The 13363-nt window shown below is 41.2% G+C and carries 13 protein-coding genes; 3 read left to right on the forward strand and 10 right to left on the reverse strand.

Features of this window, described 5'->3' with window-relative positions; genetic code table 11:
- Positions 1 to 4: 4 nt before the first annotated feature.
- From RHS_RS20910 to RHS_RS20920, 3 genes are read right to left on the reverse strand one after another with little or no spacing between them, the layout of a single operon-like run.
- The gene (locus RHS_RS20910; RefSeq protein ID WP_044293646.1) at positions 5 to 856 is read right to left on the reverse strand and encodes a carbohydrate ABC transporter permease; all 852 of its coding nucleotides are present in this window, start codon (positions 854 to 856) and stop codon (positions 5 to 7) included.
- Positions 828 to 1730 carry a carbohydrate ABC transporter permease gene (locus RHS_RS20915; RefSeq protein ID WP_044293644.1) on the reverse strand — a complete coding sequence of 301 codons (903 nt, stop codon included), beginning with the start codon at positions 1728 to 1730 and terminating at the stop codon, positions 828 to 830. Before RHS_RS20915 ends, RHS_RS20910 begins: the two co-directional genes overlap by 29 nt.
- On the reverse strand, positions 1730 to 3052 hold the full coding sequence (locus tag RHS_RS20920) for a sugar ABC transporter substrate-binding protein (protein ID WP_047834265.1): 1323 nt from the start codon (positions 3050 to 3052) through the stop codon (positions 1730 to 1732). The genes RHS_RS20915 and RHS_RS20920 overlap by 1 nt, the downstream gene beginning before the upstream one ends.
- Before the next feature lie 404 nt (positions 3053 to 3456).
- On the opposite strand from RHS_RS20920, the gene RHS_RS20925 reads away from it, so the two are divergent.
- Positions 3457 to 4497, forward strand: a complete 1041-nt coding sequence (locus RHS_RS20925) for a LacI family DNA-binding transcriptional regulator (protein ID WP_047834266.1) — start codon at positions 3457 to 3459, stop codon at positions 4495 to 4497.
- 199 nt (positions 4498 to 4696) lie between these two features.
- Here RHS_RS20925 and RHS_RS20930 read toward each other — a convergent pair whose 3' ends face one another.
- Complete coding sequence (locus RHS_RS20930; protein WP_138002213.1) at positions 4697 to 6208, reverse strand: flotillin family protein; 1512 nt, start codon at positions 6206 to 6208, stop codon at positions 4697 to 4699.
- A gap of 363 nt (positions 6209 to 6571) precedes the next feature.
- Positions 6572 to 7273 carry a DNA alkylation repair protein gene (locus RHS_RS20935; RefSeq protein ID WP_047834267.1) on the reverse strand — a complete coding sequence of 234 codons (702 nt, stop codon included), beginning with the start codon at positions 7271 to 7273 and terminating at the stop codon, positions 6572 to 6574.
- 81 nt (positions 7274 to 7354) lie between these two features.
- On the opposite strand from RHS_RS20935, the gene RHS_RS20940 reads away from it, so the two are divergent.
- On the forward strand, positions 7355 to 7783 hold the full coding sequence (locus tag RHS_RS20940) for a hypothetical protein (protein WP_044289643.1): 429 nt from the start codon (positions 7355 to 7357) through the stop codon (positions 7781 to 7783).
- Between the two features lie 153 nt (positions 7784 to 7936).
- Here RHS_RS20940 and RHS_RS20945 read toward each other — a convergent pair whose 3' ends face one another.
- Together RHS_RS20945 and ptsP are read right to left on the reverse strand one after the other, a co-directional pair.
- A complete protein-coding gene (locus RHS_RS20945) occupies positions 7937 to 8764 on the reverse strand; it encodes a Cof-type HAD-IIB family hydrolase (RefSeq protein ID WP_052377970.1) in 828 nt (275 codons plus the stop codon).
- A gap of 94 nt (positions 8765 to 8858) precedes the next feature.
- Positions 8859 to 10517: a phosphoenolpyruvate--protein phosphotransferase gene (gene ptsP / locus RHS_RS20950; RefSeq protein WP_027295916.1), complete on the reverse strand. Its 1659-nt coding sequence runs from the start codon at positions 10515 to 10517 to the stop codon at positions 8859 to 8861.
- Between the two features lie 243 nt (positions 10518 to 10760).
- Here ptsP and RHS_RS20955 point away from each other — a divergent pair, with 243 nt between their 5' ends.
- Positions 10761 to 10958 carry a hypothetical protein gene (locus RHS_RS20955; RefSeq protein WP_027295915.1) on the forward strand — a complete coding sequence of 66 codons (198 nt, stop codon included), beginning with the start codon at positions 10761 to 10763 and terminating at the stop codon, positions 10956 to 10958.
- 25 nt (positions 10959 to 10983) lie between these two features.
- Here RHS_RS20955 and RHS_RS31555 read toward each other — a convergent pair whose 3' ends face one another.
- The 3 genes from RHS_RS31555 to RHS_RS20970 form a co-directional block, all read right to left on the reverse strand.
- Entirely contained in the window at positions 10984 to 11376 is a 393-nt protein-coding gene (locus RHS_RS31555) for a hypothetical protein (RefSeq protein ID WP_052430700.1), read from the reverse strand.
- A 65-nt stretch (positions 11377 to 11441) separates the two neighbouring features.
- Entirely contained in the window at positions 11442 to 12596 is a 1155-nt protein-coding gene (locus RHS_RS20965) for a YibE/F family protein (RefSeq protein WP_330373639.1), read from the reverse strand.
- Positions 12597 to 13363: alkaline phosphatase (locus RHS_RS20970; RefSeq protein ID WP_047834268.1), on the reverse strand; the 767-nt coding region annotated here is incomplete at its 5' end.

Below are 13363 nucleotides of genomic sequence, written 5' to 3' on the forward strand. Positions count from 1 at the left end.
ACTATCATCCTTCCTTCGTGCCTGTGTGTGTAACTCCTTCTACAATCTGCTTGGAGAAACAGGCATATATAATAATGACCGGTATCGTAATCAGGGTTATGACTGCCAGCGTCTGCCCCATGGTTGTATTTTCATTGGCAGTAATGGAATTCAGCCCAATCTGTGCAGTAAGCAGGTCACTGGACGTAAATACCAGTGATGGCCAGAGGTAGTCATTCCAAACATTCAGAAATGTAAAAACACTGACTGTAGCCACAACTGTTTTTGACATAGGCAGAACCATTGTAAAGAAATATTTCACCGGACTGCAAAAGTCCAGCTGCGCTGCTTCATATACATCATCCGGCAGGCTTAGAAAAACCTGGCGGAACAGGAAAATATTAAATGGATTTACGATCATGGGGAGTATATATCCGACCACTGTATTTAGCAGCCCCGTTTTTGCAATAATTAAAAAGTGGATCGTAATAATTGTCTCGGTGGGAATAATCATCAGCATCATAATCACCAATACCCAGCGTTCCCGAAACGGAAAATCTATTTTCGCCAGAGCATACCCTGCAAGGCCATTTACGATAATCCCCAATATGATCAGAACCGCAGCATAAAACAGGGTGTTTCCCATGTACCTCAGAAAAGCCGTATTTGTGATAATCGTTATATAGTTATCAAAAAAGCTGCTGCTTAATGCGGGCGGAATAAATGCCGACATGGCATTCATGTCTGCCGCAATGGCTGCATCCGGCTTGAAAGAATTAGCAAGCATCCATACCACCGGAAATAAGAAGAAAATAGATAAAATAAGCATCAGGATAACCAAAACCCAGTTAATTGATTTTTGTTTTTTTGTTAACATGTTTTTCCTCCTTATCCCGCGTCAAAATTGTCTGAACAATGGTCAGAATGACCACAAAAATCACAAATACAATTGCCATGGTGGATGCCAGCCCCATTTCCCAGTTAACCGTACCAGTCTCATAAATATCATAGACCAGCGTATACGTAGAATGGGATGGCCCGCCTCCTGTCATAACCATTGGCTGAACAATCATTTTAAAAGCACCTATGGTAATGGTGATGAATACAAATACACAAATGGGTTTCAGTTCCGGCAGCGTAATATCCCTGAATTTCTGCCATCCGCTGGCATGATCCATCTCTGCTGCTTCGTAAAGTCCCGGATTAATTGCCTGAAGTCCTCCCAGAAAAATGATCATCTGATATCCCACACCCTGCCAGATACTCATAAAAGCAATGGAGGGAAGTGCCTGCTTATCACTGTAAATAAAGGGCTGTGCAGATATACCCAGGTTCGCAAGCACCGTATTTAAAATGCCTTCCGGATTATAGATCTGCATCCACAGTGTAGAAACAACCGCAAGAGACATAACAACCGGTATAAAAAATGCAACCTTAAAATACTTTTTACAATGTGTAACTTTGTTAATCAGCAGCGCCAGAATAAGCGCTCCGCCTCCCTGGAGAGGCACGATAATAAACACAAACTTTACGGTATTAAGAAACGCCTTAAGAAACAGTTCATCCTTAAAAATCGTAATATAATTTTCCAGGCCCACAAAATGTGTAAGATCCGGATTCAAAGCAAAATAATCGGTAAAACTGAAAACCAGTGTCAGCAGCATAGGAAGAAACAAAAAGATGGTAAGCAGTACGAGGGCCGGTCCAAAGAATGCCATTCCTAAAAGCGAATTAGATTTTTTTCTCTTCATTATTCTCTTGTATAACGCTTTAACTTGGCGTTAATCCTTTCTATAGATTTATCCAGTTCCGCTTTTGCATCCTTTCCATTCAGTGCAGCTCCTTCCAGAACCTGCTGAAAAGAAGTACTTACCTGCGGATATACCGGTGTCTTGGGTCTTGGATGTCCATATTTATTCAGCTGCTCATATAGAGCCTTGTAATTCTCATCTTCCGAAAAAAGAGAAATCTGCTCAAATGCCCCATAAGTGGATGGCAGCCCTTTTGTCTGTACATGGAGAAGAATGCCGCTGTCTACACCACTCATCCATTTTACCAGCTCGGTTGCTCCTTCCAGATCATGGGTGGAAGCAGATGCTGCATATGCCCAGGAGCCTGTGGGCGTATATCTTCCTCCATCCCAGTTTTCTCCCACAATATAAGGCGCCACTCCCAGTTTGATATCCGGATAGTTCTCATAGACGGTATTTACTTCCCATGCACCGTCAAACTTAAACGCTGCACGCCCTGTTTCAAACAGCTTATCAATTGGCGTTTTTGACATATAGCCATTCTCTACAATTCCCCGGAAGAAATCCACGGCTTCCACATTTTTATCGGAATTGAAAATACCATCCACGCCCAGTCCATCCTCACTTACAAAGTCTCCTTCATTGGCCCAAAAGAACGGCGCATAATAATAAATACTCGCTTCTCCAACCGGAAACGTCATATCCAGACAGTATCCGTTCTTTTCTTTCATAACCGGATCGAGCTTTTCACAGATCTCCATAAACTCATTCCAGGTCCAGGGATCATCAGCGGAAGGAATATTTATTCCGGCATTTTCCAGAATATCCTTGTTGTAATACAGACCTACACTGGATTCCATGGCTCCCAGTGTGTACAGCTTATCGTTATAGGTTCCCTGCTCAAGTATCGAATCCAGATAGACCGCCCTTTCTTCCTCTGACAGCTCCGCCAGGGGCTGGATTATACCATTTGCCGCATAAGCCGCCACATTGGGTCCGTCTACCGTAAGCACATCCGGAAGTCCGCCGGACATAACAGATGCATTTACCTTGTCAGAATATCCCCCTCCGCTGTCATTTCTGGGAATGAATTCAATATCTGCAAAATATTTTCCATCATACTTTTCATTAAATCTTTTCACGGACTCCGCATAGGCATCCCCTTCCGGCGTGTCCTCAATTGTATGTACCCATATGGAAAGGTAGCTTTCTCCTTCCTCATATCCGGCAATATCGCCCGGCTTTACCTCTTTTTGCCGGCACCCTGCCAGGCAGCTTGCGGCAAGGAAAAATAGTGCCGCATATTTCCATGACTTTCTCATGTGCTCCTCCTTTACTTCAAAACCTATGCTTCTAAACCTTTGCTTCTAAACCTTTGCTTCTAAATCTTTGCTTCTAAATCTTTGCTTTGTAACCGGTAATGTTACCGGTTAAGTTACCGGTTACTTTTATTATCTAAAGAGTATCACAACTCTATATTTGCGTCAATTCCTTTTTCTATTTTTGTGAATACTGTCTTTATTTTAAGGCAGTATTTTGTAATAAATTCACAAAAATAACCGGTTACTTTCACTCATTGCCAATTTGACATTGCCTGCAGAACATATTTTTGTTATACTTATCTGAAAATACTTTTACCTGGCTGATTGGAACGGTCTTACACGTGTATTATTTTACGACATGCCCGGATAGTTCATAAAATCAGAACCTTGACAAAGGAGTTTCTATGGGGAAAAAAAACAAAGTAACTTTTAATGATATTGCAAATTATACTAACTTTTCAAAAACAACCATTTCCAGGTATTTTAACAACCCGGACTCACTGACTGAAGAAAACCAGAAAATAATTGCAGACGCTCTGGTAGCTCTGGATTATAAAGAAAATAAGGTGGCGCGGATCCTGGCAAGCGGGAGTACCGAGTTTGTAGGCATTATTATTCCAAACCTGTATCTTCACTACTATTCTGAGATGCTGAACCAGATTCTTTCATCTTATCAGGAATATGGCTATAAATTTCTTGTATTTGTTGGAAATGATGATGCGGAAGTTGAACGCAATTATATCAAAGAATTGATGGCATACCAGATTGAGGGACTGATTATCTTAAGCCATACTATCCCATCCAGAGAACTGTCAGAATACCACATCCCGATTGTGGCAATTGAGCGTGAAGACCAGTATATTTCCAGCATTAATACGGATAACTATATGGGAGCTGTCCAGGCAACCAGCCTGCTGATTAAAAATAACTGCAATGTCTTAATCCATATTAACAGCGATGTCCCCAGCTATATTCCAGCATACGGAAGGATTAAGGGATTCCAGGATATCTGCAAAGAAGGAAAAATGCTGAATGAGATTATCTACTGCGATCTGGGATCTACTTTCGAAGCAAGCAATGCGAAGCTTACAGAAATTTATGAAGACCTTGAAAAACGATACCCCAATCAAAAAAAGGGCATTTTTATGCCCAACGATACCCATGCCAATGTTCTGCTCAATATTATTATCCGGAAGAAAGGCTCCCTGGGCAATGACTACCGGATTGTGGGGTTTGATGATTCTCCCATTTCCAAAGAAGCCATTATCCCCATTACAACGGTAGGCCAGCAAATCAGCCTGCTTGCCGAGGAAGCTGTTAAACTGCTGGTATCCCAGATGTCCGAACGTAAAAAACGGCGCCCGAACATTTCCACGGAACCCGTACACAAAAAAATCCCTCCTGTGCTTGTACGGAGAGATACTACTGATCATGACATCTTATAGTACCTGCAACGCACACTTTTAGCTGCAAAAAAAGGAGCCACTATTGTAGTGATAGATACTTACCAAAAATCACAGCATATCACAACCTACGGTTGTGTTGCTGTGATTTTTTGAAAAAGTTTAGAATTTATAACCCTCATGGGTTCCAATTATGCTAAGAAAACCAGTTCTGCCCCCAACCGGCAGAGCTGCTATTCTATTATTTCATAGCTTCACTTACAACTGCAGCTTCTGCCTGTGCTCTCTGTATATCATCCGCCTTTTCCAATCCTTCTACTGTGATATTGCGGTTCACTTTAGCATCATAGGTATCGGCTCTCATGATTTCGCCCAGGTCTATTCCCACCGTCTCTTTCATGGACTCAAAAAGCTTTGCCATAACTGCGGGAACATTTCCGGCTACTGAATCAACTCCGCTTCCTTCTCCTCCTCCAATAATAGTAATCTTATCAATCTGGCTCAGAGGTTCTGCAATTTTACCAGCAATTTCTGGAAGTACCTGAATCAGCATCTGTGCCATAGCCGCATTGTTATACTTCTGATAAGCTTCCGCACGTTTTTCCATCGCCTCTGCTTCCGCAAGTCCTTTTGCCCGAATTGCTTCCGCCTCTGCTTCACCGACCCTTTGAATACCCTGCGCTTCCTGCTCCTTAGAATATCTGTCCGCTTCCGCCTTTGATTTCTGTGCTTCTGCTTCCTTTTGAACTTCAAATTTCTTTGCTTCTGCTTCTTTTTGACGTTCAAATAATTCGGCTTCTGCTTTCTGCTGACGTTCATATCTGTCCGCTTCCGCTTTTTTCCTGATCTGGGCATCCAGTGACTGTTCCATAACTTCTGCTTCTTTTTGCTTCAGAAGAATGATCTTCTCTTCCTTCGCAATATCCGCATCTGCCGCTGTAACACCAATTGTTTTCCTCTGCTGCTCTTTCTGAATCTCATAAGCGGCATCTGCTTCTGCACGCTTCGTATCTGCATTTTTCTGAAGTGCCGATTTCTGTATGTCCAGTTCATTATTTTTAATGGCAATTTCCCTGTCAGAATTGATCTTCGCATCATTTGCCTGTTTGTCGGCTTCGGCCTTTGCCACTGCTATTTCTTTTTCTGCTTCTGCTTTTGCAATGGCTGCTTTTTTCTTAATCTGTGAAATATTATCAATACCAAGGTCATCGATAACCCCATTATTATCCGTAAAATTCTGCACATTGAAGCTTACAATGTCAAGTCCCATGGCTGCCAGATCCGGTTCCGCATTTTCTTTTACCAGATTTGCAAACTTTTGCCGGTCACCAACCATTTCTTCCAGCCTCATTCTGCCTACAATCTCACGCATATTTCCTTCCAGAACTTCTCTTGCCACCTGGGCTATGTACTGCGTGTTCTGATTCAGGAAGTTCTCCGCTGCCAGCCCCAGACGCTGATTTTCGCTGCTGATTTTAACGTTTACGGCAGCATCTACCTGGATATTAATATAATCTGCGGTAGGTACGGAACTGGAAGTTTTAACATCGATTGGTATCAGTTTTAAGCTTAATTTATCAAGTCGTTCCAGCACCGGAATCTTAATACTTGCTTTTCCTATTATAATCTTTTTACGAAGTCCGGAAATAATAAATGCGGTATCCGGCGGAGCTTTTACATATCCTGTTACCAACACTAAAATAAGTAAAACTAATACCACAATCAAACCAATGAAAATCCCAATGTTGTCCATAATCATATTCATATTTTTTCTCCTTTATCCTATTTGCTATGAATCATTATTAGTTTGAAATGCTCTTTTTCATTGCAACTTTTCACCTCCTTATTCATGCTCAGAGCACTTCCGGAAATTTGAGTATGCTGCATTTTATGGTTCGGGGTAAAGAAAAAGACCCCTATTGCAACAACTCATGCTACAATAAAAGTCTCGTACATTTCATTCGATACGGATGTTTTACATCGACCTGACGATTTCGAATCACCTTACGGTGTTGGCTACTCCCTTTTATTAAGATCAATATAACACCATTTCCATATATTGTCAATAATTTAACAAGGAATTTTTCCTCTTTAAAGTGTACCTCTAAATGCCCCATTATCTTCTTAAGGAACGGATATATTCTTTTGCTGCTTTATCAACCTGCAGTGATTCTGTTATTTTCTGAAGCGCCTTATTATAGGTCCAGTTATCCAATTCATTCTCTTTCAGATATTCCATAACCTGTATGGGAAACTTCACATAGTAAATGGAAATTGCCCAGGCGACAGCCATTCTGACGTAATATCCTTCATGCTTAATGGCATCAAATGCTGATAATGCCCCTTTCAGATATGCTTCCTCTACAAAATAATCTAAAAGCATAACAACCCCAAACCGTAGCTCATATTCATTTTGGCTTCTCAGATACTTTTCCAGAAACAACCTCATTTCTTCTCTGTATTCTTTCGTTATCTTGAGGCCGGCGCAAAAACTGTCACATACTGACCAGTTATCTATCTTACCCACAAAACAATCAATTCTGGGTAAAAGTTCTAAAAGGTCCATACGGGCATAGCCTATCACCATTCCCTGAAGCATTATCTCTTCATAGCTGTCATCAAGTGCTTCCTCCAGATAAGCCCTCCAATCCTCTTTTACAATCGTCTTTGCGATTTTCCGAAGAATTGGCAGGCGGACACCATATACATTTTCCACTCCCGGCATAAGCCTCATGGTAAAATCTCTGAATTTATCCTCAGATAACATTTGCATCTGTTCCTTTATCCATACGTTTGATACCAGATTTACTCCTCTCATCCTCCGTAAAATTTTACTACCAGAATTGCCCATCCTATGATATATTATTTTTATTGTACTACACAGGAGGAAATCTAAATTATGAAGAAAAAATATCACAACCTGCTCTTTCGAATCTCATATTACATGGAATTATTTCTGGCTGTTTTAATCACCGCTGCTATTCTTATTCTAAGCCTTCATTTAATACCGGATGTAGTCCATATGGCTACGAATGCTCAGTTTGACAACTTTAATAAATTTCTTTCCACCGCCCTGAGTCTGGTGGTCGGAATCGAATTTGTGAAAATGCTTTGTAAACATACGCCCGAAACACTGATTGAAGTACTGATGTTTGCCACTGCCCGGCAGATGGTTGTAGAACATATGTCTTTATTTGAAACGATTGTCGGTATTGTCGCTATCGGTGTACTCTTTTTTATTAAAAAGTTTCTGCTCACTAATTTTGATACCGGAAAGGATCAACCGGACTCTTCCGTTACCAACCACACGAATCAGAATCCGGAATAATCATATATCATTGATACAAAACAACTCCAGAATGGACTTTCGAACATTCTGGAAATTGTTCTATCATTCCTGGAGTTGTACGTTTTATTGTATACTTTATTGTATTAATGATTGCTTTCCTTCCAATTCTTATTAGGATATATAAATGGTAATTTACAATAATCCTAATTTTTGCAGTCCATACCAGATCCCGTCTTCATTCACGGCTTTGGTCACAAAATCAGCTGCCTTCTTCAGTGGTTCTATTGCATTTCCCATGGCTATGCCACAACCTGCCGCATGAATCATTTCCATATCATTCATGCTGTCTCCAAATGCGATCACATCATCCCATCCCAATTGATAATGAGTAAGAAGGGCCTCGATTCCAACAGCCTTGGATGTATTTTTATCCACAATATCTGCACCTACATTTCCCGAAAACATAGGGAATTTTAACAATGGAAATGCCTTTTCTAATTTCTGAACCTGCTCCAGTGTGCCAAACACAGCCAGCGCATGCAGGGACGCATCTAATAATTTTCCGGGATCTCCAAATTTTCTGTCACAGCTTCCAAATACCTGAACTTCTCTTTCAATCACACGCTCTTTGTTCACAAAATAGCCGATATCACCCAGGTTATAACCGATACAGATATGATGCTCTTCTGCAAATTCCAGGAGTTCTTTCACAATACTTTTCTCCATGAAATGCTCATATATCTTTTCATTTCCGATCGTTACCTTCAGTCCGTTAGCATGAACAATTGCATCCGGATGGACCAGTTCCGCCAGGGGACGGCTGAATTCATTTTCCATGTCCCTTCCGGAAGCAAGCACGATAATATGTCCCTCTGCTCTCAGATGATCCAAAGCCTTCATCGCAGATTCCGGTATACTATATGTTGCATGATCTAAAAGAGTCATATCCATATCAAAACAAACTAATTTTTTCATATTTATACCCATTGCATATTGCAGGCTTACCTGCAATACTTCCATTCTTTTTTCTTTCAACTATTTTCGGCGCAGATTCCATGTGAAGCGGGGTGTGCAGATGGCGGAATGATTTTAAGATACATTCTAATGTGTCTGATTACACTTCTCCCAGTCTGACATCTCTCACTTTGCTTACATCTGTATCTCTGATTTTTTTACGCAATGGCAGAATACATGCCGGGGAAACGGACAATTCATCAATTCCCATGCTTAAAAAAGTCTCTGTCAATTCCATATCCGCACCTAACTCACCGCAAATGCCGATCCAGATTCCATTTTTATGGGCATTGTCTGCTGCCATTTTAATCAGGCGGAGCAGCGCTTTGTGATGTGGGTAATAAAATTTATCCAGATTCGCATTCTGTCTGTCTACTGCGGTCGTATACTGTGTGAGATCATTGGTTCCCACACTGAAGAAATCCACCTCCCTAGCCAGTTCATCACTGATAATCGCTGCTGCCGGTGTCTCGATCATAATTCCAAGCTGTGTATCTTTATTATACGGGATCCCTGCTTCATCCAGTTCTGCTTTCACTTCTGCAACAATCTCTTTGATTTCCAGGACTTCTTCTACTGCTACGATCATTGGGAACATAATAGCAATATTGCCAAATGCCGATGCACGGAAAAGAGCACGAAGCTGCGTTTTAAAAATATCATGCTGTGTAAGGCAGATACGGATTGCCCGGTACCCAAGTGCCGGATTCTCTTCTTTCGGAAGATTAAAATAATCAATCTGCTTGTCCGCCCCGATATCCAGGGTCCGGATAACAACCATCTTCCCCGCCATGGTCTCCGCTACATATCGATATACTTTAAACTGTTCTTCTTCCGTAGGGTAATTATCACTCTCCAGATACAAGAATTCGCTTCTGAACAATCCGATGCCGCCTGCATCATTTTGCATCACGGCACCAATGTCAGATGCATTGCCGATGTTAGCATATACTTTAATCTTCTGACCGTCCAGCGTAATATTCTCTTCGCCTTTTAGCTGCTGCAAAAGCTCCTGTTTACCTTGATATTCTTTCTGCTTTTCCTGATATTTCGTAAGCGTCTCTTCATCCGGGTCAACATAAATGAGACCTTCTGCTCCGTCTACGATTCCCAGTTTTCCTTCATATTCTTCTGACAAACCGCTCCCTGCTCCGATAATTGCAGGAATATTCATGGTTCTGGCAAGAATCGCGGTATGGGAGTTGGTAGATCCACCCTGGGTAATAAAGGATAGCACTTTATCTTTTTCCAGCTGCACCGTTTCACTGGGAGCCAGATCGTCTGCTGCTAATATTACCGGCTTATCCGTCACCAGCCCGCTGTTCTCATTTCCGGAAAGGATAGAGACTACACGTTCCGAGATGTCTTTTACATCGGCAGCACGGCCTCTCATATACTCATCATCCATAGATGCGAACATCTGTGAAAAATTATCTCCGGTTGCAGCTACGGCATATTCTGCATTCACCTGCTGTGTTGTAATCATATTGGTAATAGCTTCCACATAGTCTAAATCATCCAGCATCATCTGATGTACCTGGAAAATCATTGCATTCCCTTCGCCCACTTCCTGGACTGCCTTGTCATACAGTTCACCCAGCTGTTCAATTGCTTTATCCTTCGCAGATTCAAAACGCTGGATTTCGGAACTTGTATCTTCCACTCTCTTACGCTGAACCTGTCCCTCTGCTCTTTTATAAAAGGCTATCTCACCGATGGCAATGCCGCCAAAAACGCCTTTTCCCTGCAATGTTACCATAAACATGACCTCCCTTATTCTTCAGACACCATCATTTTAATGTTTATTTTCAAAAATGTGGTATCGATACCTATGCCACCATATTAACATATTTAAACTGATTAATCCATAAAAACCTAAACCGGGGCCAAGTTTTCAAAGGATTACACAAAAATAGGATAAAAGGGGATATTTTTTCTGCTTTTCCGCATACTAATTGAAAAGCAAACTATACTTTTCATATAAAAATCAGGAGGAATCCCTATGAAAGATAACAAAACGAACAATGAAATTATCGATGATTATGACTATCTGGGCAATTCCGCTTCTTCCATGGACTGTACCGGTCTGATCCCCTCCGCTCCTCAGAGCAAGGCTGAATTGGATTCTTATGAAGAAGTTTATCATTTCGAACCGCCAAAAATGAAAGCCAGACACGAAGAAAAAGACTCACTGGAATAATTCCTGAGTCTTTTTCTAATATAAGCTATCCAAATACCCTTGCAAGGGTTGAAATCACCGCCTGCAGGTCTGTAATTGCTTTATTTAATTTATCAAAATCTATCTTATCCATATTTTCTGCTGCCTGAGTCACTACCTGATCACTATTATCCGCCAAACGGCTAATTTTATCTATCATGGATGGAATATCTGCATCAGTCAGCTGACGCGATATTTCATCCAGATTCCCGGATGCTGTTTCCACTTTATTTATAATCGTCTTTACTCTGGGTGCCGCAACTGCAATAAAAAGAATCACTGCCGCCAGAAAAAAAGCCAGAGTTGCCGCAATGAAACGCAGGTAAGTCCTTTGCCTCTTAAGGCAGTTTTTTTCTGCTTCTAGTGCAGTTAATATCTCCCTGTTTGTTTTCTCCTCCACTGCAAACCTCCCCGACAGTTTCCTTTTAAACAATTTATGCGGGATTCAAAAACAAAATGCCCAGTTTATAATTTCTTCTTTCTTGTAAGAAATACACCGCTTGTCAGTGCCGTAAAAGGGGCTACCGTAACCAATCCAAAGCTCCCTACAATGGTGTCCAGTATCTCGGATGATACATATTTATAGTTTAAAATATTGTCTATGGGGGTTCCCTGAGCCATAAACACCATCAATAATGCTACACAGCCGCCTGAGTAAGCCAAAAGCAGCGTAGTTGTCATGGTTCCCATGGCTGCTCTTCCTACAGCCATTCCTGACTGCATTGCTTCTTTCCATCCGATATCCGGCTTTTTCTGGATTACTTCATTCACGGCAGATGTGATATCTACCGCCAGATCCATAACCGCTCCTGACGACCCGATGAAGATACTTGCCATAAATATCTGAGTAAGATTCAGATTCTCGTACCCACTGTATAAGAGGCTCTCTGAATTAGGCATAATAGCACCATGGATTTTAAAAGCATCTGTAAAAATCAGTCCCATTATACAGGTAGTTATAATGCCCAGGAAGGAACCGCTGACCGCTGCAAAAGCCTTCCGGTCAAATCCATAAACCAGCGTGATAATAATAAACGTCAGTGACAGCACAATGACCAGTCCCACCATTACCGGCTGCATACCTTTTAGATACATAGGAACCAGTAATTTCCATATCATCAATATTGTAAGTCCAAAAGATAATACTGCCCGAATTCCTGTCTTACCTGCAAATATAATTAATAGCACCACAAAGCATCCGGCAAGTATCAGTTCCTTATTCAGTCGATAGTGGTCTATCAGGTTTACGGAAAGTATTTCATCTCCTTTGTGACTGATTACCACAAGCGCCTTATCCCCGGGACGAAAAATTTTATCTGCTTCCAGAGAGCCGTTCAGCATATTAAAGCCCTCTGCCTCTAATCCTTTAAATTCTCCTCCCAGAAAACGGACCGTACATCTTTGTTCTCCTGATTTGATCAGTCCGGTACTGATTATTTTACTGTCATCGGTATTTAGAACTTCCGCCGCACAGCGCTCTGTCCCTTTATAAATGACTGCATCTTCAAATCCGGTAGGTAAAAAAAACAGTACTGCCATCAGCGCCAGACAGAATATGACCGGCAGCTGGTAGCAAACTGTTTCTCGGGTAAACTTCAGTTTTCGCATTTTGGGAAACAATTACTTAACTCCTGTAAGCTGTGCGAGATTTTTAAATATATCTGTGTTATCATAATACCCTTCGAATTTTTCCTGCCCTGCTCCTTGTGCATATACCGGTACCGGAAGTCCTGTATGTGCATAAGATGCAAAATTAATACCTGATTTATTATTAAGAATATGTGTAATGGTTACCGATAATGGCTCATAGGTTCCATATAAAATATATTCTTCCTGAGACATCCCATCCTTCTTTGCCGTTCCTGTTTCCAGTGTTCTCTTATAAGCATCTTCCAGGCGGGAATATTCATAATCTGTTAAAACCAGTTTGGAATCTTCTGTTGCATCCGCATCATCTTTTGCCATTAAGCCAAAGTTTGCTTTTATATCTTTTAACACTTCCTTAAACTCTGTTTTATTTTCTTTATATTTTGCAACATAGTCAGAGTCGAATTTCGCATAGGATATTTTCTGGTTTGTCAGGTTTGTCAGATAAGTATCGTAATCTGTTCCTGCATATCCGATTGTTAATCCACCGGTTTCATGGTCACCGGTTACCAGAATGAGTGTATCGTCCGGATGTTTCTTATAAAATTCTACTGCTGCTTCCACCGAGTCACTTAAGGCTTCTGTATCGTTGATGGCAGATCCTGCATCATTTGCATGACATGCCCAGTCAATCTTACCACCTTCAACCATCATAAAGAATCCAGTATCATTGTTCAGAACGTCAATTCCTTTCTGCACATAGTCTTTTAATGAAAGTTCGTCTTTTACTGCATCCAGAT

It is taken from the genome of Robinsoniella sp. RHS (assembly GCF_001029355.1).
In the GTDB taxonomy this organism is placed as follows: Bacteria; Bacillota; Clostridia; order Lachnospirales; family Lachnospiraceae; genus Robinsoniella; species Robinsoniella peoriensis.

Excerpts from the sequence above, each read along its gene's own strand:
- RHS_RS20955 (WP_027295915.1), top strand. The coding sequence starts at position 10,761 with ATGAAAGATAACAAAACGAACAATGAAATTATCGATGATTATGACTAT.
- RHS_RS20925 (WP_047834266.1), top strand. The coding sequence starts at position 3,457 with ATGGGGAAAAAAAACAAAGTAACTTTTAATGATATTGCAAATTATACT.
- RHS_RS20910 (WP_044293646.1), bottom strand. The coding sequence starts at position 856 with ATGTTAACAAAAAAACAAAAATCAATTAACTGGGTTTTGGTTATCCTG.
- ptsP (WP_027295916.1), bottom strand. The coding sequence starts at position 10,517 with ATGGTAACATTGCAGGGAAAAGGCGTTTTTGGCGGCATTGCCATCGGT.
- RHS_RS20930 (WP_138002213.1), bottom strand. The coding sequence starts at position 6,208 with ATGGACAACATTGGGATTTTCATTGGTTTGATTGTGGTATTAGTTTTA.
- RHS_RS20940 (WP_044289643.1), top strand. The coding sequence starts at position 7,355 with ATGAAGAAAAAATATCACAACCTGCTCTTTCGAATCTCATATTACATG.
- RHS_RS20945 (WP_052377970.1), bottom strand. The coding sequence starts at position 8,764 with ATGGAAGTATTGCAGGTAAGCCTGCAATATGCAATGGGTATAAATATG.
- RHS_RS20935 (WP_047834267.1), bottom strand. The coding sequence starts at position 7,273 with ATGAGAGGAGTAAATCTGGTATCAAACGTATGGATAAAGGAACAGATG.
- RHS_RS20920 (WP_047834265.1), bottom strand. The coding sequence starts at position 3,052 with ATGAGAAAGTCATGGAAATATGCGGCACTATTTTTCCTTGCCGCAAGC.
- RHS_RS20915 (WP_044293644.1), bottom strand. The coding sequence starts at position 1,730 with ATGAAGAGAAAAAAATCTAATTCGCTTTTAGGAATGGCATTCTTTGGA.